Source organism: Paraburkholderia caffeinilytica (assembly GCF_051027425.1).
Taxonomy (GTDB): Bacteria; Pseudomonadota; Gammaproteobacteria; order Burkholderiales; family Burkholderiaceae; genus Paraburkholderia; species Paraburkholderia caffeinilytica_A.
In genome coordinates this window covers 2275730-2297820 of sequence record NZ_CP186552.1, presented here as the reverse complement: position 1 = coordinate 2297820, position 22091 = coordinate 2275730, and the positions used below count along the sequence as shown (strand labels likewise).

The 22091-nt window shown below is 58.4% G+C and carries 17 protein-coding genes and 6 pseudogenes; 18 read left to right on the top strand and 5 right to left on the bottom strand.

Features of this window, described 5'->3' with window-relative positions:
- Positions 1–356: 356 nt before the first annotated feature.
- A pseudogene (locus ACOSV0_RS09985) lies at positions 357–450 on the bottom strand (IS5/IS1182 family transposase); the annotation flags it as partial.
- 163 nt (positions 451–613) lie between these two features.
- On the opposite strand from ACOSV0_RS09985, the pseudogene ACOSV0_RS09980 reads away from it, so the two are divergent.
- From ACOSV0_RS09980 to ACOSV0_RS09965, 4 genes and pseudogenes are all read left to right on the top strand, one after another.
- Positions 614–1097 (top strand): annotated as a pseudogene (locus tag ACOSV0_RS09980) (GNAT family N-acetyltransferase).
- 40 nt (positions 1098–1137) lie between these two features.
- Positions 1138–1467 carry a low molecular weight protein tyrosine phosphatase family protein gene (locus ACOSV0_RS09975; protein WP_434106011.1) on the top strand — a complete coding sequence of 110 codons (330 nt, stop codon included), beginning with the start codon at positions 1138–1140 and terminating at the stop codon, positions 1465–1467.
- Positions 1468–1570: 103 nt separating this feature from the next.
- Positions 1571–2220 (top strand): annotated as a pseudogene (locus tag ACOSV0_RS09970) (transposase).
- Positions 2221–2240: 20 nt separating this feature from the next.
- Positions 2241–2435, top strand: a pseudogene (locus ACOSV0_RS09965) (porin); the annotation flags it as partial.
- 417 nt (positions 2436–2852) lie between these two features.
- Here the strand turns inward: ACOSV0_RS09965 and ACOSV0_RS09960 are convergent.
- Both ACOSV0_RS09960 and ACOSV0_RS09955 read right to left on the bottom strand, forming a co-directional pair.
- The gene (locus tag ACOSV0_RS09960) at positions 2853–3209 is read right to left on the bottom strand and encodes a hypothetical protein (protein ID WP_434106010.1); all 357 of its coding nucleotides are present in this window, start codon (positions 3207–3209) and stop codon (positions 2853–2855) included.
- A gap of 32 nt (positions 3210–3241) precedes the next feature.
- Complete coding sequence (locus ACOSV0_RS09955) at positions 3242–4963, bottom strand: methyl-accepting chemotaxis protein (protein ID WP_434106009.1); 1722 nt, start codon at positions 4961–4963, stop codon at positions 3242–3244.
- Positions 4964–5425: 462 nt separating this feature from the next.
- On the opposite strand from ACOSV0_RS09955, the gene ACOSV0_RS09950 reads away from it, so the two are divergent.
- The 3 genes from ACOSV0_RS09950 (at position 5426) to ACOSV0_RS09940 (ending at position 8894) form a co-directional block, all read left to right on the top strand.
- The gene (locus tag ACOSV0_RS09950; RefSeq protein ID WP_434106008.1) at positions 5426–6703 is read left to right on the top strand and encodes a dicarboxylate/amino acid:cation symporter; all 1278 of its coding nucleotides are present in this window, start codon (positions 5426–5428) and stop codon (positions 6701–6703) included.
- Positions 6700–7218 carry a hypothetical protein gene (locus ACOSV0_RS09945; RefSeq protein WP_115783085.1) on the top strand — a complete coding sequence of 173 codons (519 nt, stop codon included), beginning with the start codon at positions 6700–6702 and terminating at the stop codon, positions 7216–7218. Before ACOSV0_RS09950 ends, ACOSV0_RS09945 begins: the two co-directional genes overlap by 4 nt.
- Positions 7219–7304: 86 nt before the next feature.
- The gene (locus ACOSV0_RS09940; RefSeq protein ID WP_434106007.1) at positions 7305–8894 is read left to right on the top strand and encodes a methyl-accepting chemotaxis protein; all 1590 of its coding nucleotides are present in this window, start codon (positions 7305–7307) and stop codon (positions 8892–8894) included.
- A gap of 267 nt (positions 8895–9161) precedes the next feature.
- On the opposite strand, the gene ACOSV0_RS09935 is transcribed toward ACOSV0_RS09940, so the two are convergent.
- Positions 9162–10232, bottom strand: coding sequence for a LacI family DNA-binding transcriptional regulator (locus ACOSV0_RS09935; RefSeq protein WP_434106006.1), 1071 nt, complete (start codon positions 10230–10232; stop codon positions 9162–9164).
- Positions 10233–10461: 229 nt separating this feature from the next.
- Here ACOSV0_RS09935 and ACOSV0_RS09930 point away from each other — a divergent pair, with 229 nt between their 5' ends.
- The 9 genes and pseudogenes from ACOSV0_RS09930 to ACOSV0_RS09890 all read left to right on the top strand — a co-directional run.
- Positions 10462–11526: a fatty acid desaturase gene (locus ACOSV0_RS09930; protein WP_434106005.1), complete on the top strand. Its 1065-nt coding sequence runs from the start codon at positions 10462–10464 to the stop codon at positions 11524–11526.
- Positions 11527–11552: 26 nt separating this feature from the next.
- Positions 11553–11882, top strand: coding sequence for a non-heme iron oxygenase ferredoxin subunit (locus tag ACOSV0_RS09925; protein ID WP_434106004.1), 330 nt, complete (start codon positions 11553–11555; stop codon positions 11880–11882).
- A gap of 2 nt (positions 11883–11884) precedes the next feature.
- Positions 11885–13123, top strand: coding sequence for an NAD(P)/FAD-dependent oxidoreductase (locus tag ACOSV0_RS09920; protein WP_434106003.1), 1239 nt, complete (start codon positions 11885–11887; stop codon positions 13121–13123).
- A 31-nt stretch (positions 13124–13154) separates the two neighbouring features.
- Positions 13155–14168 (top strand): xylose isomerase, encoded by a 1014-nt coding sequence (locus ACOSV0_RS09915; RefSeq protein ID WP_434106002.1) that lies wholly within the window; start codon positions 13155–13157, stop codon positions 14166–14168.
- Between the two features lie 44 nt (positions 14169–14212).
- Positions 14213–15073 (top strand): TIM barrel protein, encoded by an 861-nt coding sequence (locus ACOSV0_RS09910; protein WP_434106001.1) that lies wholly within the window; start codon positions 14213–14215, stop codon positions 15071–15073.
- A 127-nt stretch (positions 15074–15200) separates the two neighbouring features.
- The gene (locus tag ACOSV0_RS09905; RefSeq protein ID WP_434106000.1) at positions 15201–16130 is read left to right on the top strand and encodes a sugar ABC transporter substrate-binding protein; all 930 of its coding nucleotides are present in this window, start codon (positions 15201–15203) and stop codon (positions 16128–16130) included.
- A gap of 61 nt (positions 16131–16191) precedes the next feature.
- Positions 16192–17745: a sugar ABC transporter ATP-binding protein gene (locus ACOSV0_RS09900; RefSeq protein ID WP_434110147.1), complete on the top strand. Its 1554-nt coding sequence runs from the start codon at positions 16192–16194 to the stop codon at positions 17743–17745.
- A 56-nt stretch (positions 17746–17801) separates the two neighbouring features.
- Positions 17802–18791 carry an ABC transporter permease gene (locus tag ACOSV0_RS09895; RefSeq protein ID WP_434110230.1) on the top strand — a complete coding sequence of 330 codons (990 nt, stop codon included), beginning with the start codon at positions 17802–17804 and terminating at the stop codon, positions 18789–18791.
- 45 nt (positions 18792–18836) lie between these two features.
- A pseudogene (locus tag ACOSV0_RS09890) lies at positions 18837–19022 on the top strand (inositol 2-dehydrogenase); the annotation flags it as partial.
- Between the two features lie 314 nt (positions 19023–19336).
- Here ACOSV0_RS09890 and ACOSV0_RS09885 read toward each other — a convergent pair.
- Positions 19337–20428 carry a LacI family DNA-binding transcriptional regulator gene (locus tag ACOSV0_RS09885; protein WP_434110145.1) on the bottom strand — a complete coding sequence of 364 codons (1092 nt, stop codon included), beginning with the start codon at positions 20426–20428 and terminating at the stop codon, positions 19337–19339.
- Positions 20429–20611: 183 nt separating this feature from the next.
- On the opposite strand from ACOSV0_RS09885, the pseudogene ACOSV0_RS09880 reads away from it, so the two are divergent.
- Both ACOSV0_RS09880 and ACOSV0_RS09875 read left to right on the top strand, forming a co-directional pair.
- Positions 20612–20767, top strand: a pseudogene (locus ACOSV0_RS09880) (IS6 family transposase); the annotation flags it as partial.
- Between the two features lie 263 nt (positions 20768–21030).
- Positions 21031–22056, top strand: a complete 1026-nt coding sequence (locus ACOSV0_RS09875; protein ID WP_434110143.1) for a galactose ABC transporter substrate-binding protein — start codon at positions 21031–21033, stop codon at positions 22054–22056.
- Positions 22057–22091 lie beyond the last annotated feature (35 nt).

Below are 22091 nucleotides of genomic sequence, written 5' to 3'. Positions count from 1 at the left end.
AGCCAACCGGGGCCGCAGCCGATACGACTAGCCTGAACTAGCAAACATTCCGACCTTGGCCCAACACATGCACAATTCCTTCAACATGTAGGGTAATGCGCCGGCATTACAAGCCCAACCGACTTCGCCCGAGAAATCGGTGCTCGCCGCCCTTGCTCAAGTTCAGAAGATCAGCACCGATACGTTGATTGATTCGCTCGCGACCCTATCCACAATAAACGGCACTGCTGTTGTTCAGCATGGCGCTCGCCTCGCGGTTATTGGCGAACTGTTGACTTACATGCTGACGCACCTGCCTTATTCGATGCGGGTGGCCTGGAGAGCAACAGAGTCGGTGGCGCACCCAGTAGAGCGTGTTAGGAACGTTGAAGGACTGGCACCGCGTGCGAGCATAAGCATCGCAAAGACCACGAAATGAAGCCCGGCGAGGATTACGGGTGGCCGTTCATAAAATGATGGGCGTGGATACGGCGCCGCTGGCGAGTTGGGGCAGGTTGTTCACCGACGTCACTTAGCGAAACCCCTGCCATCGTGTATCCATCACAGATGCTGACGCAGCCAACGCATCTTCGCTAAACTTCGATCCACTATCCAACCCGCCGAGCACATCATCTTGACCATCCACATCCGCCCCGCCCACGCGCCCGACGCAGCCTTGATTCTCCGCTTCATCAGCGAACTCGCCGCAAAAAAAGGCGGAGCGTGAAGTTGTCGCGACCGTTAGCGATATCGAAGCGAGCCTGTTCTCCACTGCGTCCACCGCGAAGGCTTTGATCTGCGAAATGAACGGCGAGCCGATTGGCTTCTGCGTTTATTTCTTTTCTTATTCGACGTGGCTCGGCAAACAAAGGCTTTATCTGGAAGACCTGTACATATCGCCGACTTCGCACGGCAGTGGCGCGGGCAAACAGATGCTTCGCCACCTCGCACAAATCGCATGCGAAACAGACTGTGGGCGCTTCGAATGGTGGGTGCTCGACTGGAACGAGCCAGCAATCGGTTTCTATGAATCGATCGGTGCGAGCGCGCAAAGCGAATGGGTTCGCTACCGTCTGGCGGGCGATGCACTCACGGCGTTTGCCGATGGCAATGTGTGAGGCACGCTTGCCCCCGAACAGAAACGTAGCCGGCTAATCTGTGATACGCGCCTTGTTTGTCTGCAGCAAGAACCGCCTGCGTAGCCCAACGGCCGAACAGGTATTCGCCGCGTGGCCTAACGTCGAAACCGATTCGGCCGGGCTGGGTGCGGATGCCGAAGTGCCGCTTTCGCCCGAGCAGCTTCGCTGGGCCGACATCGTCTTCGTCATGGAGAAAACGTATCGAGCGAGGCTGTTGGAAAAATTCCACGCGTATCTGAATGGCAAAAAAATGATTTGCCTCGACATCCCCGACGATTATGCGGTCATGCAACCCGAACTCGTCGCGCTGCTGGAACAGAAGGCCGACAAGTTTCTGCGGCAGAAATAGCGGGAACCGCGAGTAAGAAGCTGTTGCGAAATTAAGTTTTCGGGTCTGTTAACTTTTCCGACTTGGCGTTAACTTCCTGTCTTGTTTTGCCCGACAGGAAGCGATGCCTAAAGAACTCATCGACGACGAATTGTGGTTACTCATCGAACCGCTTTTACCTGCGCGAGCCCCCCGCAATCGACAGTATGCGGGCCGCAAGCCGGCACCCGACCGCGCCGTACTGACGGGCATCGTGTTCGTGCTGCGCTCGGGCATCGTGTGGAATCTGCTGCCGCAAGAGATGGGTTGCGGTTCAGGAACTGCCTGTTGGCGACGGCTAGTGGCATGGCAGCAAGCAGGCGTCTGGCAACGTATCCACGAAACGCTGCTGGCCGAATTGCGTCGCCGCGGCGGAATCGATTTGTCGCGAGCGCTCGTCGACAGTTGGTCGAGGCTATTCCGCACATTCGTGGCAAGCGGGGACGCCCCCTGCATCGACCGCAGATCGTTCAGGGCGACCGGGGCTACAGCTCTGAACTCCATCGACAACGTTTGAAAGACCGCAGCATCACGCCGATGCTCGCAAAAATCGGTTCGCCCCACGGAAGTGACCTCAGCAAAACGCGTTGGCCAGTCGAGCGCTCGATTGCTTGGCTTCACTCGCTTCGACGCCTGAAGATTCGCTACGAACGCTACGCTCATGTTCACGAGGCCTTCCTGTCTCTGGCATGCGCCTTGATTTGCTGGACGTGTCTCAAGTCACGGTTTAACTAATTTCGCAACAGCTTCTTATAGTGAAGAAGACTGTCCTTGTAGCCGCAGCGGTATGCGGCACGATTGGAGGCGCTGCGCACGCGCAAAGTAGCGTCACCCTCTACGGCATTGTCGATCAGGGCATCAACTACAACAGCAACAGCAACATGACCGGCAAGCGATCATACGCGCTGCAAAGCGGTGTTCTGCAGGGTAACCGCAGGGGTTTGCGCGGCGCGTTTCGCGCGCTGGCCGCGCGCCGCTACTTCGAGAAAGCCATCGCAAGATAGCCTTGCTTCGCCACCCCTTCTTATTGCCGCACAACCCGAACAGATCCTCCATACACTTGAGCTTGCTCACCGTTGACTCTCAAATTGGTCTGCCTGACGCGTTAGTCGAGTCACTTTCGCTATTTGCACGACAGCCAGTGTGCGGCCTTTACCTGGCGATCTACATGCCAAACTGATTCCAATCCGGGATGCGTCCACATAGGCGCCTCTTATCATGCGTAGTCGGTATGTGGTATGTTTTTCATACTATGGGAATAAAAGGATTGCTTATAATATAAAACTGAAAAACATCTCCTGTAAACACAACACCAAAGGTTCTAGCTGACATGGCTAGAACCGTGCACAAAAGGATCCTGTCACAGATTACCGAAGTACGTTCAGGTAACGGTTGACCTCTGTTAGCAGCGCCGAGTGATACTTTTCATGTAAACACCTGTCGTCGCCCAGTGACATCACACTCTCAATCCTGTCGCGGAACGATTTCGCAATATCTGCCCTCATTGAAAGAGGCAGGTGCGTCAGTATGGAAGCCAGCAGTTCACCTATAACCGCGAGACGTGCGCCTTGCTGAACAACGGCAATGCCGTTTATTTTAGATAGGGTCGTGATCGAATCGATCAACGTGTCGTCGCTCAATTCTTCAGATTGTGTGGGCGAGACGAGAGTCGTTGGGACTGACGAAGCCGTTTGGGTCTCAGGGTGTGTGTCGTCGCTCTGCATGTTGAAGACTCTATGCATGATTCAGGTCACTATTAGAATGTTTGCCAATCCCTTCCAGCGGTGTCGACGATGGTGGCAGGCTTGTCAGCCATGGTGGCCGAGGCAACCCGCGACTTTGCCGGCTCTGCGCGACGCGTCGTGGGCAACGTCGACGCAGCCGGCCAGGGCTTGCTTTGCGGAATGGTTGCCTGGTACGGGGACGAACGCGCATCAGCGAGCTTGAATACCGAAACAGCGTCTTTCAGTCTGGTCGCCTGCTCTTCGAGAGACTGAGCTGCCGCCGCCGCTTGCTCGACCAGCGCCGCGTTCTGTTGCGTTACTTCGTCCATTTGACCGACGGCCTGATTCACCTGCTCAATGCCACGGCTCTGTTCTTCCGCCGCAGCAGCGATCTCGCTGACGATATCGGACACCTGCTTGATAGCCTGCTTGACCTGCCCCATGGTTGAACCGACCTCTGCCGCCTGCGTCGAGCCGTCCTGAATCGTTGCAACGGATGAGCTGATCAGCTCCTTGATCTCCTTGGCGGCAGCGGCCGAACGCTGCGCCAGGCTACGAACCTCGCTGGCAACTACGGCGAAGCCTCGCCCCTGTTCACCCGCGCGGGCCGCTTCCACGGCAGCGTTCAGCGCGAGAATGTTGGTCTGGAAGGCAATGGCTTCGATCACGCCGGTGATTTCTGAAATCTTGCTTGAACTGCTGCTGATCTGGCCGATTGTTCCCACCATAGCCTGAACCGAGTCATTGCCCGTGTCAGCCATGTCCGTGGCGCTCGTGGCCAGTACGTTCGCCTGCCGGGCATTGTCAGCGTTCTGCTTTACCGTTTCGGTCAACTGCGTCATGCTCGCCGCAGTTTCTTCGAGCGACGCGGCCTGTTCCTCGGTGCGAGCAGAGAGGTCGGTATTGCCGCTTGCAATTTCGCGCGATGCCACGGTAACTGACTCGGTGGACGCCTTGATCCCGCGAACTGTATCGCTGAGTTGCTGATCCATTGTCTTCAGTGCTTCGAGAAGCTGACCGAACTCCCCTCCTGAGTCAACTACGATCTGATTCTCCAGCTTGCCTCCTGCAATATGGTTCGCTATATCAACCGCCTTGTTGAGCGGTTTCGAGATCACACGCAGCAGGTAGGCCGATGCACCAAGGGCAACCACAACACCCATGCCGAGAAGAACAATGGCAACCCAGAGGATAGTTTTGAACGTCGACGCGCTGTCGTCGGTGAATTGCTTGGCTTGAGCCAGATTGAGGGTGGAGTTTTCATTAAGTGCGTCCCTCAAGGCAAGGCCGGGCACCGATACTTTCTCAACCAGCGGTGCAGCCGCACCGTAGTCGCCAGCGCGCAACGCGGCGAGAGCTTCGTCAGTTGTCGCCTTGAGCTGAGTCAAAGCGGTTTTTATCTTCTCTGCGACCTCACGTTCCTTGTCACTGGATATGCCATCCCGATAGTAGTGATTCCACGCTTTATCAACACGCTCCAGATCGCTGCGGATTGTCTCAATTTCGGTGGTCGTTTCTTTTTGATCGTGAAGCACCTGAATTCGCCTCAACTGAAGACGAATATCCAGGCTTGCCTCCCGCAGGTCCGATAGATCGGCAATCGGAACGGTATTGCCAGAGTACCCATCGGCTATGTTCGAATTGAGTCTGGAGAGACCGAATGCTCCAAACAATCCGATTGCAGTCATGAGTATCACGCAGGCGCCAAACGCAAGAATGATTTTGAATTTGATCGTTTGTACAAAATTGCCCATGTAACGTCCGTCCAAGAGGTGGTGTTCGGAATTTGTAGACTCCACGAAGCAAAAAATCGCAGATGCTCACATAGTATTTACGGCAATACGCCTAAAAAGCAACAGTGAGACTTTGGTAGGGAAACCCTGAAACTTTCGTAGGAATGTGCTTTTGCGCAAGTGTCAGCAGATCTGATCCCGGGTGGCAAATGCCGCTGCTCAGGGACATCTGGGCGTATCTGGAGTCCCGTGCGCAAACCTGAAACAGCGCTGACGTGCTATGCCTCTCGTGGAGTTATGCGGATGCCGCATAACCTCATGTCAAGCCCGCATCACCGTTATTTTTTTCGGCCTCTAGTATTCGTTCATGTCTTCTGCGTGCCGTTGTCCGGCTGCGTGGACAAGTGACGCGTACACACGTCCACACGCCTCGAATACGCGTCGGAAGAACGCCCGTACTAGTCGACGAACAAAAGGATCAACATGAAAAACCGCCTCACGTTTTATATCGCCGCCGGCATGGTGCTCGGCGTCGCAGTGGGATACGCATGCCACACCGGTGCAGCGGATGTCGCTGCGGCGAAAGTTATCGCAGGGTATTTCTCGATCATCACCGATATTTTTCTGCGGCTCATCAAGATGATCATTGCGCCGCTGGTGTTCGCGACGCTGGTTGCCGGACTTGCTGGCATGGACAGCGGTCGTGACGTCGGCCGCATCGGCCTGCGCACCATGGGTTGGTTCGTCTGCGCCTCGCTGGTTTCTCTCGCGCTCGGCCTCCTGCTGGCCAACGTCACACAGCCAGGTGCCGGTCTGCACATGGTTGCGGGTGCCGGCGACGTGAACACCGGCCTCAACACTGCCGGTCTGAACTTCAAGGACATCGTCACACATGCAATTCCTGTCAGCCTGCTTGATGCGATGGCACGCAACGACATCCTGCAGATATTGGTGTTTTCGATATTCTTCGGCCTGGGGCTGGGCGCGCTCAAACACGATCCGCGCGTCAACGCATTGATTCAGGCGATCGACGGGCTGGTCCCGGTCATGCTCCGGTTGACCACCTACGTTATGCGCGCCGCACCGTTGGGTGTCTTTGGTGCGATCGCGTCGGCCGTGACGCTGCGCGGCCTGGACGTGTTGTTCACATATGGCAAGCTGATCGGCTCGTTCTACCTCGGGCTGGCGCTACTATGGGCGCTCCTGATTGGCGTCGGTTATCTTTTCCTCGGCCGGGAGATCGGTCCGCTGCTCAAGGCGGTCCGCGAGCCGGCCATGCTTGCGTTTTCGACCGCCAGCAGCGAAGCCGCCTATCCACGACTGACTGAACAACTGGAGAAATTCGGCGTTGACAAGAAAGTGGTGGGTTTCACATTACCGCTTGGCTATGCGTTCAATCTGGACGGCTCCATGATGTATCAGTCGTTCGCGGCGATTTTCATCGCGCAGGCTTTTGGTGTGGATATGCCGTTGTCGCAACAAATCCTCATGCTGCTGGTGCTGATGCTCAGTAGCAAAGGTATGGCCAGTGTGCCGCGCGGCTCGGTCGTGGTGGTGGCGGCAGTGGCGCCGCTTTTCCACTTGCCCGCCGAGGGAGTAGTCCTGGTGCTCGCTATTGACCAGATTCTCGACATGGGCCGTACGATGACGAATGTGATCGGCAACAGCGTGGCGACCGCAGTTATCGCGAAATGGGAGGCGCGACGCAGCGGCGCACGTGTCGGCATGCATTTCGAGGGACTTAGGGGCGAAGTGCAATGACGGCGCCGATGGTGCAGACCCGGAGATCATTCGGCATCCTAATCGCTGACTATATTCACAGTGAGAAACTTTTCGAACGTTATTTCGCCGCGCCGGAATTCCAGGTTCTTCATTCGCGTCTGTGCGCGCCAGGCGAAGTCGATCCGGTCGTCTGTGCCGTCTACGGCGAAGACGGTATCAGGTGCGGCAACCTCGGGGGAACACCGGTCGAACTACTGCCCAAAACCCGTGCCGATCCGATCGTGCAGGGCGCCGATGTGATCTTGTCACGCCTGACGGAAATCAGTCTCGTGATGGACCGGATCGGGCCGCTGGAAGTGCCCTTGGTTGACTCAAACCTGGTGTACGCGCATTACGTGGTGGCGGTTGGCTACGCTTGTCGCGGTCGCGTCTTCAAGGTCGGCGTGGTGGGTGGCGTTGGGCTGGCAGCAACCGTGGACTCTCGCAAAGCGCTGCATCGAGTAAGCGCGTGGAGACGCGGTTCCCGAAGCCACAGTTGCACAATGATGACGTGAGACCAACCGACCTCGCTGCAGTCTGGACGGGGGATGGTGCGCGCGACCAACCGCCTGTCCTCCAGCGAAGCGACAAACAAATACGAATGAACGTGCAGATCATAATCGTGAGCGCGTTGAAGGAGTTCGGGATTATGTTTTCAAGTATCAAACTGTCTTCCTTTATGCTGGCACTGCTAGCCACGTTTGTTCTTTTTCAGATCATCGTGCAGGGGCTCGGTTTCTCGTCGATGGGGGGAACCCGGGACGACATTGCGCGCCTGACAAACCTATCGATCAGGCAGGGCGGGGCGCTCAACGCGACTACACGCGACCTGATGGACGCTCGCATCAATCTGGCCCGTGCTGCCACGCGCGTGGCACATGGCAGCGCGGAGCCGGTCGAGATCGTGAAACATGCAAAAGAGCAACTCACCCAGGCCGACGGCGATTTTGCGAGCTTCGTATCCGAAGCCTCGGGTGATGGAGAAAGCCAGTCCAGATCGGTAGCGTTGCAACAACAGTTTCGAACGCTGCGCCAGGCCCTTGGAGAACTCGTGGGGTTTCTGGATGCCAACAACCTTCAGGCCTATCTCGATCAGCCGACGCAAAAATATCAGGATGCGTTCATAACGGAGCAGCACCGATATGCAGATTTTGTTGCGCACGAGGCCGACGCATCCCTGAAGTCGCTCGATTTGCGGTATGGCAGGTTCAGAGTCACCGGTTTTTTGATGCTGGCGATCATGCTTCTGCTTTCGGTTCTAGTGAGTGTCGTGCTTGGACGCGCCATATCGAAACCGCTTCGCGAGACGGCGAGACTGTTTCAGGCGATTTCGAATGGTCGCTTGAACAATCAGGTCACTACGTCCGGATTCAAGGAAATCAGTCGTCTCCAGGTCGATCTTGGCGTCATGCAATCCAGTGTAGCGAGGATGGTCACTTCTGTTCGTGAAGCCTCGGATTCGATTCATGTGGGTACCAATGAAATCGCGACCGGAAACACGGAGCTGTCAACACGAACGGAGGAACAGGCTGCGTCACTGCAGCAAACCGCAGCAAGTATGGACGAGCTGACATCGACAGTGCAGCAAACGGCTGAACACGCAGCCGAGGTAAGCCGGCTCGCTGCTGTCGCGTTGCAGGAGGCAGAAGCGGGAAACGATGTGGTCGGCGCAGTGGTAGAGCGAATGAACGGAATCGCGGGTAGCTCCCATCGGATTGTCGAGATCATCACGGTCATCGACGGCATTGCGTTTCAGACGAATATCCTCGCCTTGAATGCGGCTGTGGAGGCGGCTCGCGCGGGCGACCAAGGTCGGGGGTTTGCTGTGGTCGCCAGTGAGGTTCGCGGGCTTGCCCAGCGTACGGCTGTTGCGGCCAGGGAGATCAAACAATTGATTGAAGGTTCGGTGGAACAGGCTCGAGGAGGTGTAGATCTCGTAGAACGCGCTGGAGTGGCGATAGGGGCAGTTTCGAAATCGATTTCCCGTGTCACAACGATGATTGGCGAGATCAGCGGGGCAACGGGCGAGCAGAGTGCGGGAATCGCGCAGATCAATCGTGCGGTGACGGAGATGGATCGCATGACCCAGAAAAACGCTGCCCTCGTCGAGCAGGCGGCAGCTGCAGCACAGGAATTGCACGAACAGACGCGTCATCTGGCGTCCGCCGTCGCTACGTTCGAATTGCTTTGAATCAGGTGTGACAACCTGAACGGGACCCGGCGGTCATTCGGGATGAGAAGTCAGGCTATCTCAAGCGTTCGGCCCGTAGGGCAGCTTCCGTGCTGATACCGGGCTGTGGATGCCGGGCATCTACCTCTTGAAGTTCTTGAAGCGCCGACCGCACGCGACCTGACGAAAGTCGGTGATCGGCCATCGAAATCCGCGCGAGTGACAGAGCCACGAAGACCAGAGTGAAGGATGGGACGCCGCAGACTCCCTGAGCGAGTCAATATGCCTTCAATCCAGCTGCGAAGGCAGATAGGCCGTGCGCCTCACGTTGGCCGGACAGAATATGCGGAATTCTACTGGCCCAGGCGGGGGCGCATCCTCGACCACTCCGCAGGCATGCAACATGTGCTGCAGCGCGGATATTACCTGTCCATCCGGGTCCTGGTCGATGGCGATATCCATCGTATGTTCCTCGATGTACCTGCGATGCAAGTCGAGCATTTCATGGCTCACCCATACGACCTGCCCGGCGGCGTCGAACTTGCGCAACGCGGCTTCGATGCCGGGTGAGCCGTACCCACTGTTGTAGATGGCGACGAGATCGCCTCGCTTCTGTGCGCCAACGACGGCGCGATAACACCTGTCCGGGTCATCCTCGGTCTCCACTTCGGAGCTATCGCAATCGAGCGTAGGAAACGACGTCGCGAGTTGTGCCCGGCAACCGCCAATCCGGTCGATATGGGCGCGGTAGTCCTTACGACTGCACAGCAGCAGCACCCGCCCAGACCGTCTTGCAAGCCGGCCGACGAAGTAGCCGGCAGTGTGCCCGGCAGACAGGTTGTTGATGCCCGCGTAGTGTAAGCGTGCCACGTCGCGGACGTCGGTGACCATCGTCACGACCGGTTCGCCGCGTTCAATCACAGCGCGCAAGGCATCGCGCACGCGCGGTGTGTCGTGAGTTGTCACGATCAAGCCCGATCGCTTGTAGCGCGGATGGAGGATCGCGTTGGTGATCACATCGTCATCGGCTTCCGGAAGGATCGATCGGTGTAAGACGACCCGCTTGTCCAGCATCTGCATCGACCGTTGCAGGGCGAGATTCAGACGGCCAAAGAAAGGCGTGCTGTTTTGCGGCAGGAGCACGTCCACATGCATCAACCCGTGCCGCGTATCGGGCAGCACGCGCGGTACGGCCAGCTGCCGCGCGGCTGCCACCACGCGTGCGCGCGTCGCAGCCGACACGCTGCCGCGTTCGTTGAGTACCCGGTCGACAGTTGCCGGGCTCACGTCCGCCGCCTCCGCGATTTCGATAAAGCGTGCCGTGCGCTTGCGCCGTGGTGGCTTGGCGGTGTCGGTCATATCGTTATCTCCGTTTTCATCTGTCGGCTTTGTTTTGAGCGGCGCTCACGTGAATGGCGCAGCGCAGCATTATTTCGTGCTTTTTTAAAGCTAGGGGATTGACGAAAAAACGTCAATCTTTTCGTTGAGAGGAGCGCGGAGGTCTCTTATCGTGCAGACATCGCCTCCCCGTGATCCTGTCCTTCGCGGCAGCCGGGAGAAGCCGCTCGAAAAAGTAAAGGAGACACAGGTGCTCAAATCACCTCTGAACATGCCATGCACGGGCAGCCTTGCAAACGCCGGCGTTGTCGGCCGTGATGCATCGGCCGCACATCCGGAAGAGAACTGGTATCGCCCCGACATCCCACGCCACACGCTCAAGCAACTGATGAAGCGCAGCGATGCTGAAGGCCTGAAGAATTTCGGCCTGTGGATCGCGTTGCTGCTCGTATCGGGCGTGGCGGCCTTCTATGCGTGGGGTACGTGGTGGGCGATTCCGGCGTTTTTCGTCTACGGCACGATCTACTGTTCGAGCGACGCGCGCTGGCATGAACTCGCACACGGCACGCCGTTCAGGACGCCATGGCTGAATCAGGCGTTCTATCAGCTTTGCTCGTTCATGACGATCCGCGAGGCGACGCTCTGGCGCTGGAGCCACGCGCGGCATCACACGCACACGATCATGGTCGGCCGGGACCCCGAGGTTCAGGTATGCCGCCCGCCGCAACTCGTCACCATCATGCTGGATTTCTTCTATCTGATTGGCGGGACAAGCGAGATCGTCAAGACCGTGCGCCATGCATGCGGGTCGATCAGCCCGGAAGTGGCCGACTTTGTGCCGGCGATGGAACGCCGCAAGATGGTCTGGATCAGCCGTCTCTATGTCGTCGTCATGGCAGCTGTGATCGGCTGGTGCTTTGCCATCCAGAGCGTTCTACCGCTGATGTTCGTCTGGACGCCGCGCTTTTACTGTGGCTGGTTCCACCAGACGCTGGGCCTCACGCAACACGCCGGAATGGCCATGAACGTTGCCGACCATCGGCTCAACACGCGCACGGTCTACATCAATCCGGTGTTCGCGTTTTTTTACATGAACATGCAGTACCACATTGAACATCACCTGCTGCCGATGGTGCCATACCACGCGCTGCCGAAGCTGCACGAGGCGATCAGGGCAGAAACGCCGCCCGCGTATCCGAGTCTCTGGTCGGTTTACAGGGAGATGGTGCCGACCCTGATCCGCCAGACACGGGATCGCTCTCACTTTATCCATCGCCACGTCCCGCGTCGGGAGTCGATGCGCTCGGCAACCTGAAACGTCCAGACTAGGGAGTATCTGAAATGGTGGATCAACGTGAATGGGTCGTCGCCTGCCAGACCGGCGACATCGATGAAGAAGACGTCGTGCGTTTCGATCATGGCTCTGCAACCTTCGCCGTCTATCGCGTCGACGGGAGATTTTATGCGTCGGACGGCTGGTGTACGCACGAGAAAGCCCATCTTGCCGATGGCTTCGTGTTGGGCAACGCGATCGAATGTCCGCGGCATCAAGGGCGCTTCGATATTGCAACGGGCAAGCCGCTTTGTGCGCCGGTCTGTCAACAACTTAAAACGCATCCGGTACGCATTGAAGGCGATGCGGTGCTGATTGGTGTGCCGGCGGCGGAGTGATCATGGCAAACAACGGACATATGGTCATCGTCGGTGCCGGACTGGCGGGTGCCCGAGCCAGCGCTGAATTGCGCGAGGCGGGATTCGATGGGCCGATCACGCTCATCGCCAATGAGCCGCACGCGCCGTACGACCGGCCGCCACTCTCGAAGGCGGTCCTGCTCAAGGAAAAGTCACTGGGCGACTGCGCTCTCTTCACTGACTCGTTCTTCGGCGATCACGCGATCGATCTGAAGCTTGGCACCGATGTGGTCAAGATCGATCGCGAAGGCCGGGCGGTTCAGCTCTCCAATGGCGAAAGGATTGACTACAACTGCCTTTTGCTGGCAACCGGCGCGTCGCCCAAAACGTTGAATCTGCACGGTTCGAGACTGCCAGGAGTCGTAACGTTGCGTACCATAGACGATGCTCGCTACCTCGCGGCACGTCTTCGTGACGGGCAACGCATTGCGATTATCGGTGGTGGTTTTATCGGACTCGAAGTGGCGGCAAGTGCCGTCGCGGCGGGGTGCTGTGTCACGATCATCGAAGCTGGCGAGCGTCTGCTGATGCGCGCTGTACCGCAGGAAATCGCCGCGCGTATCGAGGCACGCCATCGCGACGCCGGTGTGCAATTTCGTTTCTCTGCGCAGTTGACCGCCATCGTGGGTGCTGGTGCAGCCGAAAAGATCCAGCTCGCGGACGGCGAAGCCATCCGCTGCGACACCGTTGTCGTGGGCATTGGCGCAGCGCCCCGTACCGCGCTTGCACAGGCCGTAGGACTCGAAGTTGCGGACGGCATCGTCGTTGACGACCGTCTGTGCACGAGCGATCCCGCCATCTTTGCCGCGGGCGATGTCTGCTCGTTCCCTCATGCGCTTTACGGCCGTCGTGTTCGACTGGAATGCTGGAAGAACGCGGACGATCAAGGCCGCATCGTCGCACGCAACATGCTTGGCGAAGACCTTCGCTATCGTGAGGTGCCGTGGTTCTGGTCCGATCAATATGAACTGTCGATCCAGATCACAGGGCTTCCTGCCTTCGGTTGTGGGACCGTCGTACGCGAAACGGCCGATGCGCTGTTGCTGTTTCATCTGTCGGCGAAAGGCGCGCTGATCGCGGCGAGCGGCGTCGGCCGGGCAGTCGGCCGCGACATCCGGATTGCGCAGATGCTGATCAGCCGCAACGCTCGTGTCGATGCCGAAGAGCTCGCAGATTCGTCAGTGAAGCTCAAGTCGCTGCTTGTCGCCGAAGCGGCTTGAGTAGTGTCTATCGGTCCATCGCAAACCAACCATGAACCCCACTCTTCACATCGGCGTCAATATCGACGGCGTGCTGCATCGCGACGATATGCCACCTGTCGGCGCTGAAACTCAATTCCAGATGATCGCCGACGCGGGCATGTTCGACTATGTCGAGATGAACCCACCCGAGGGCGTTGCACTCGCGCGCTACGTGGAACTGAGCGAGCGCCATGCGTTACCGGTTCGCGTGATCGGCGGCATCTTTTGTGCGGGCCGTGACGAAGCGCATTTGCGGCGTGTGATCGAGTGGACGCCGCGCTTCGGCTCGAGGGTGCTGAATTGCCAGCTCTACGCGAACCATGCGGACGGACATCGTCTTACCGATGCCGAGGTCGTGCAGTTCTATGCACAGGCTTGCGAATGGGCCGCCCCGACCGGCTGTGTCCCGAGTTTCGAAGTGCACGTCGATATGTGGAGCGAAGATTTCAGCCGCGTTGCCGTGGTGGGAGAACTGCTGGCGCGCGAGGGCATCCGTTTGTGTCTCACACTCGATCATTCGCATCTGATCTTCAAGATCGGCAACGCGGAAGAACTCGATGCGTCGCGGATCCGTCAGCTGGTCGAAGCGGGCGAGATTGTGCTCGATCCTGCGTCGCCCGACGCGATCTTCAAACAGTGGATCGCGCGCGGCTGGGTTCATCACGCCCACGCACGGAGCGTCATACCGAACAATCCACACAATGCCCGTATGCGTCGAGTCGGCGGCCGACCTGGCCGCGGCATTCAATACCCGTTCGTGCGTCCCACTGCGGACCAATGGGACGGTAACTGGGATGAGGCAGCACTTCTTCCCTGGAAGGACGCTGTGCGGCACCTGCTCAACGCGTGCGCAGAGAGCAGCATTTCTAAACCACGGCACATCAGCTGTGAGTTCATCCCGTTTGCCGACTATGGCGGTGGGGCGGGATATTCGATCTTCGAGAACAACGTGGCCTGCGCGGCATGGTTGCGCAACACCTGGCTGGAGGAAACCGCCGGACACAGGAATGCCATCGCCGTATGAACCTGAGAGATGAAGACATTCGTTCATTACAACCGGAGACGTCAATGACACTGACGAGTGCAGCCGCATTGCAATTTTCCCTGAATCGCATGAGCGCACCACGCCTGGCGTTTGCCGACTATGCCACGCTTTGCCAGCGCCTCGCCGTCGATGCGATCGAAATCCGCAATGACCTCCACGGCGTCGAGATCAACGACGGTACGGCTGCGGCAGATATCAAGGTCGCCGCCGCAACGGCCGGTCTGACAATCCTGTCGATCAATGCACTGCAGCGCTTCGAACGCTTCGATACTACCCGCGCGAAGGAAGCGCTGGCACTTTCACGCTATGCCGTCGACTGCGGCGCACGTGCGATTGTCCTGTGCCCGACTAACAGCCGACAGGATCAGCGCAGCGCAAGCGAGCGTCACGCCGATCTGGTCGATGCGCTCAGGCAACTCAAACCGATCCTCGACGATTACGGGCTTCATGGGTTGATCGAACCGCTCGGTTTCGAGGAATGTGCGCTGCGCCGCAAATCGGATGCAGTTAAGGGGATCTACGACGCGGTAGGTGAATGCCATTTCCGGCTCGTGCACGACACGTTTCATCACTATCTGTCTGGCGAAGACATTTTCTTTCCTGACCTGACGGGCCTGATCCATGTTTCGGGCGTCGAGGACAGCAGCCTGCCGGTTGGCCAGATGCGCGACGGGCATCGTGTGCTGGTCGGCGCGGCCGATCAGCTCGGCAACATCTGTCAACTGACCACGCTGCTTACACGCGGCTATCGCGGCCACGTGTCGTTCGAGCCGTTTGCTGAGGAAATTGCCTGCGCTGACGATATCGAAAGCCGCCTGCGTGACAGTATCGCTTTTATCCGCGCGAGCGTTGGATCGGAACCGGTGCGCAAGGCCGCCGCGTAGCAGGACTTCTCAGGAAACGCTTGGAAAGAGGTAGAGAACGTGAATAACGCATGACCGTTTGCCGAGCGGACCTTGGCATCAGACCGACAGGCCGCGCCGGTTCAATCAACTGATAGGAGACATGTCAATGAAATTATTTATCCGATCCCTGTTCGCCTTGTCGTTCGCGGCGATGCAGCCAGTTTTCGCTATCGCCAGCACGACAATTGGCGTCTCGATGGCGCACTTCGATGACAATTTTCTGACGACGGTACGCGACGCCATGGTGACTGAAGGCAAAACCCACAAAGACGTCAATCTCGACTTCGAGGATGCGCAAGGCGATGTGGGGCGACAGGTCAGCCAGGTCGAAAGCTTCGTGTCGCAGCATGTGGCGGCGATCATCGTCAATCCTGCCGACGCCTCTGCAACAAAACGGATGACCGACGCCGCGCGCAAGGCCGGCATCCCGATCGTCTACGTCAATCGCAAACCGGATGAGCCGATGGGCAACGGCGCCTATTTCGTCGGCTCGGACAGTCTCGTGGCCGGGCACCTGCAGATGGATTACCTCGCGAAGCAGCTCAAAGGCAAAGGCAATGTCGCCATCATGCTCGGCGAGCTGTCGACCGATGCGACTCGTGACCGCACGCGCGGTGTGAAGGATATCGTCGCGAAGAACCCAGGTATCAAGATCGTCGACGAGCAGACGGCAAACTTCGACCGCAGTCAGGGCATCAACCTGATGAGCCAGTGGCTGAGCTCCGGTAAGAAATTCGATGCGATTGCCGCGAACAACGACGAGATGGCGCTCGGCGCACTGATTGCGATGAAACAGGCGGGCGTCTCGTCGAAGAGCGTGCTGGTCGGAGGCGTCGATGCTACGAAGGACGCCTTGAACGCGATGGCCAGGGGTGACCTCGCCGTCACGGTTTTCCAGGATGGACGAGGGCAGGGCAAAGACGCAGTCGATACCGCCATCAAGCTGGCCGGCGGCGACAAGAGCGTGCCCAAAGAGGACTGGATCCCTTACCAGCTCGTCACGCCGGATAACTACAAGAGCTTTCTGGGCAGATAGTCTGCATGGCCTCGGGGCGGCGCCACGCTCGTCCCGCTTCACCCACAGAGGGAGTGCCACTATGTCAGATATCTTCATGAGAGCGGGAACAGCCCGGGCGCGACACGTCGACGCCTGGGAGGCGCACGAGCCGGTCTTTGCAGCTCGCCGGATTCGCAAGGCCTTTCCCGGCGTGATTGCGCTCGACGACGTGTCGATCGACATCCACGCCGGCCGGGTGCACGCGTTGATGGGCGAAAACGGCGCGGGCAAGTCGACGATGATGAAAATCATCGCGGGCATCTATTGTCCCGACCACGGTTCGCTGCATTTCAAAGGCGAAGCGATCGCGCTGAAGTCGCCGCGTGACGCGCTTGACCGAGGTATCGCGATGATTCACCAGGAGCTGAATCTGCTGCCCTATATGACGGTGGCGGAGAACATCTGGATTGGCCGTGAACCGCGCAATCTGTTGGGCCTCATCGACCATCGCGCGCTGAACCGGCAAACTAGGGAACTGTTCGCGCAACTCGGTATTGAAATCGATTCGCAGGTGCTGTTGGGCAGCCTGAGTATTGCGAACCGGCAGATGGTGGAAATCGCCAAGGCGGTGTCCTTCGAATCCGATCTGCTGATCATGGACGAACCGACCTCGGCGATCAACGACAAGGAAGTCGAGCATCTGTTCCGGATCATCGGCGAGCTGAAGACGCAAGGCAAGGCGATTATCTACATCACACACAAGATGGATGAGGTGTTTCAGATCGCGGACGATATCTCGATCTTCCGGGACGGTCACCATATCGCGACGCGCAAGGCGAACGAGTTCGACAAGCAATCGCTGATTGCCGCGATGGTCGGCCGCGAACTCACGCAGGTATTTCCGAAGATGGAGGTCGAGATCGGCGAAGTGGCGCTCGCCGTGCGCAACCTTGGTCGCCGCAGCGTGTTTTCGAACGTCAGCTTTGACCTGCAGTATGGTGAGGTTCTCGGTGTGGCCGGCCTGATGGGTTCCGGGCGCACCGAGGTGATGGAATCGATCTTCGGCATCTATCCGGCAGACGAGGGCGAATTGCTGTTCGACGGGAAGCGCCAGGCGATTCACTCCCCGCAACAGGCGATTGCTGCAGGCGTCGCGTTTCTCACCGAAGACCGCAAGAGCACCGGTCTGTTCCTTCAGCTCTCGGTCGGCGAGAACATGGAGATCTCGGCGTTGCGCCACAATTGTGTGCTGGGCTTCGTCCGGCAAAAACGGGTGAACGTCTCATGCACCGATATGTGCCGCCAACTGAAGGTCAAGACGCCTGGGCTGCACGAAATCATCGAGAACCTGAGCGGCGGCAACCAGCAGAAGGTGTTGCTCGCACGTTGGCTCCTGAACAAACCCAGGATTCTGATCCTCGATGAACCTACGCGCGGCGTCGACGTCGGCGCGAAGGCAGAGATCCATACGCTGATCACCCAACTTGCGAGAGAGGGTGTGGCGATCATCATGATCTCGTCCGAACTGCCTGAATTGATGGGCATGAGCGACCGGATCGTGGTGATGCACGAGCACACCATCAGCGGCATTCTGCCTCGCGCAACGGCTACGCAGGAAACCATCATGATGCTGGCGTCCGGCGAGCGACTGTGATTCAGCGGTAAATACAGGAGACAAACATGCGTAACTCAGCGGTCCTCATTCCAGATATGCCCCGTCCCGCAGCGCGCACCTGGCGCGTGCCGCAGGAGACCAGCATTCTGCTCGTGCTGATCGGTATCGCGCTGGTTTTCGAAGCGCTCGGCTGGATCGAACGCGGCCAGTCATTTCTTTACAACCCACAAGGTCTCCTGATCATGGTGCTGCGCGTGTCCGAAATCGGACTGATCGCGGTGGGCGTCACGATGATCATCATCGCTGGCGGCATCGATCTGTCTTCCGGATCGGTGGTCGCACTATCGGCGATGATTGCGGGTAGCCTCGCGCAGACATCGGGTTACGGGCGCGCGATGTTTCCAGGCCTTCTCGATCTGCCGGTGCTCATGCCGGTCATGGCAGGTGTGCTGACGGGCGGCATTTGCGGCCTGATCAACGGCTCGTTGATCGTGCGCACCGGTGTGCCGCCTTTCATCGTCACGCTCGGCATGATGGTGTCGGCGCGTGGACTCGCGCGCTACTACACGCACGGCCAACCCATCAGCATGTTCACCGACGCGTACTCGGCGATCGGCAGTGGCGCGAAGCCGGTAGCGATCTTTCTGTTGGCCGCGCTCGTCTTCCATATCGTGCTGCGCTACACGCGTTTCGGCAAATGCCTGTATGCGATCGGCGGCAATGCGCAGGCGGCGCGCGTATCGGGCATTGGTGTCGGGCGCAGTCTGGTGGCCGTCTACACCATCGCCGGGCTGCTGACAGGGCTTGCCGGTGTGGTTGTCTCGGCGCGCGCGCAGACGAGCCAGTCCGGCATGGGCATGTCATATGAGCTCGACGCGATTGCGGCAGCCGTGATCGGCGGCACGAGCCTTGCCGGTGGGGTGGGCCGGATCACCGGTGCGGTGATCGGTGCATTGATCCTTGGCGTGATTTCGAGCGGTTTCACCTTTTTGGGCATCGATTCGTACATCCAGGAAATCGTCAAGGGATTGATCATTGTTGCCGCCGTGGTCGCTGATCAATACCGCAAGCGGCGCGCCCGCTAAGTTTCCATCATCGAATTTTTATTACCCGCCTTAAGGATACCCGGGATGATCGACATTGCTTCGTGTGGAGCCGGCCGCATCGGCAAGATCCATGCAGCAAACCTCGTACGCCAGCTGGGCGTGCGCCTGAAGTATGTGGTCGATATGCATACGCCTTCGGTTGAGTCGGTGGCAAAGATGCACGGCGCGAAAGTGGCGGATGCCGACGGGGTGCTGGGTGACCTTTCGATCTCGAGGTTTCCGTCCACGTGGAAGCGCACGGGGCTCCAGCCATCCTTGAGCGCAGTCCAGCGGCCGTCCATCGATTGCCACGCCGGAAAGGCGCCCCGAACCTTGAGGCATCAATGCAAGCCCGCGCACCGTCGTCGAGCCCTTCCGCAACACGACCAGAGGCCCCAAATCAGGTGCGACTGCGTAGCCCGTGATGCCGTCTGTAGCCCAGATCGATGTCTCGACCCTCTCGCCAAAGCGCCAGTGCGGTTTGAAGCGTCCTTCCATGCCGATGACGCTGAGCTTGTCACGCGGTTGGCTGACAAACATCCGTGTCATGCACGCGCTTTCCGTGCACCCGCCTTGATCGCGCTTTTTCTCGCGGAAACTGGTGGCGGCGCAACTGATTCTCGCTCGACCAGAAGTGTGTGAGTGAAAAACCGTTCACCTGCAAGTGCCTCGTCTTCCACCCTTTGAGCTATTGCACATTCGACCATCGCATGTGCCATGTCCGCGACCGGAAGTTGCACAGTGGTCAGCCCAGGATTAGACAGTGCTGCCAGGAACAACCCGTCAATGCCTACGATGGATACATCCTGAGGCACCCGCATGCCGGCTTCGCGCAGGCCGGCCATCAAGCCGAGCGCCATCAGGTCGTTCACCGCGACTATGCCGGTGGGTCGCGCAGGGTCAGCGGCGAGGCGCAGTGCCAGTGCACGGCCGACCTCGCTCATGACTGAGTCCCCGTATTCGTCCAACAGACCGCCGTTCAGGACGACTGCAGTTTTCTGCAGACCGCGGCGGCCGGCCGCCGCCTGGAACCCCTGAATCTTTGCGCTGCGGCTCATGGTCATCCCGGCCACGGTGGCAAAAGCCAGCCGTCTATGGCCGTGCTCAATCAGGTGCTCGGTGGCGAGGCGCGCAGCCTCAAAGTTGTCCGGCGTAACGTGTACGACTTTGGACGGACGCCCCTTTGCCGCGGGCCGGTCGTAGCTGACTACTGTCATTCCGCGCTCGACCACGGTCTCGAAATGGCGCTCGTCAGCGAGAGACGAAATGACGATCACATGGCGCACGCCGTGCGCAAGCAAATCCTCGAAGAAAGTTGCTTCTTTCTCCTTGTCCCGGTAGGTGCTGCCAATGAGCACGCGGTGCCCGTACTGCTCCTGCGCGAAAGTTTCTATCTCTCGGGCGATGACACCATACATTGGGTTAGCCAACGAAGGGACCAATAGTCCGAGAAGAGGCGTCTGCCCGGTTTTAAGCCGCAGAGCAACGGGGTTGGGTCGGAATTTGAGCTGGTCTATTGCATTCTCGACGCGGGCCAGCGTTTCCTTGCGCATGCGGTCGGTGCGTCCATTGAGTACGTTGGAAACGGTACTCACTGACACCCCGGCATGTTGGGCTACGTCCTTGATTGTATTCACGAAAATATTTCTGAGGCCGCTTGCAGGCCGAGTCGGTAGGAAGCCAGAGGCTGTATGAAGGCAAGACTACCAGCAACATAAGCGTCGCGACAAGTACCACCATTTACTTCGCCATGGGCCACGCGGTTGTGTCGCGGTAAGCATTGACGACGATCTGTGCCGTGCTCGATGTCCACACGCACGCGCCACGTTGAGGAAGTAATGCAAGAGGGCGGTGTTCCTGTTGGCCGCTCAACCGAGCATGGCTGGGGAATCACGATGTTGTCGGTGTAGGCGGCTGTTTTCCGGCGGCGCCAACGACCCGTGGGCTTCAGCTGGCGAATGGACGAGACCTATATCTAAGTGGCAGGTCGGTGGATGTAGCTTTACCGTGCCGTTGTCCTCAGGGGATCAACCCTGTGTCCGTAGCACAGCAATTCTAGAGCTTCGCGGTTTGGTCATTGGGAGGCAATGCGACTTCCTTAGGTCAGGCTTCACGGATGCGACATAACCTTATCGGTAGGGTTGTTGCTAATCGACCCGTCTCGTTTCATAACGTAGATTCCGCTTTGTGTATCGTTACACTACGTTCTTAAACGCTCTGTTCAATGTCAGGGAGCTATATGAAAAAAAAGTCCGGCATGTTACTGGTTGCTCTTGCGGTCGCCGTTACGGGTGCATTTGCCCAGACAAAACCCAAGATTGGTGTCACGATCTACAAGTTCGACGATACATTCATGTCCTATGTTCGCGGCAAGATCGAAGCAGAAGGCAAAGCCGCTGGTACGACCATCTCTGTCCAGGACGGCCAGGGTGATCAGTCCAAGGTGAACGACATCCAGGATCTGTTCCTGACGCAAGGCTATAACAGCCTCGCCATCAACATGGTCGAGCCTACCGCTGCGAACGTCGTCATCCAGAAGGTTTCGGCCAGGAAAGTTCCGGTCGTGTTCTTCAACCGGGAGCCGGATGTGGCTGACATGGTCAAGTATCCGCTGGCCTACTACGTCGGCGCCAAGGCACAAGCTTCCGGCACCCTACAAGGCGAAATCGTTGCTGCATACTGGAAGTCCCATCCCGAAGCTGATAAAAACAAAGACGGCAAGCTCCGATATGTGATGCTGATGGGTGATCCAGCCAACACCGACGCCAAGTACCGCACCGAGTATTCGATCAAAGCCCTCAGCGCAGCTGGCATCAAGGTCGAAGCCCTGGCCGAAGACACGGCTATGTGGAACCGAGGCGATGCGCAGAACAAGATGCAGGCCTGGCTCGCCAAGTTTGGCGACAAGATCGAGGTCGTATTCGCCAACAATGATGATATGGCCCTCGGTGCCATCGAAGCGCTGAAGGCGGCCGGGTACTTTGCTGGCGGCAAGAAGTACATACCCGTCGTCGGCGTCGATGCGACACCCGCAGGTCTCGATGCGCTCAAGCAAGGCACTCTCCTCGGGACCGTCTTGAATGACGCCGACAAGCAAGGTAAAGCCGTTTTTGATCTGGCTGATCAGCTCGGCTCAGGGGCCAAAACCCTCAAGACAGTCGCTCCGCTGGCCAACGCTGATGGAACACCTAATCCCGCAGGGCACTACGTGTGGATTCCCTATACCAAGGTAACTAAGGATAACTACGCGAAATTTGTGAAATAGACTCCTATTTGGATCGCAGGTTGCGGGACACCCGA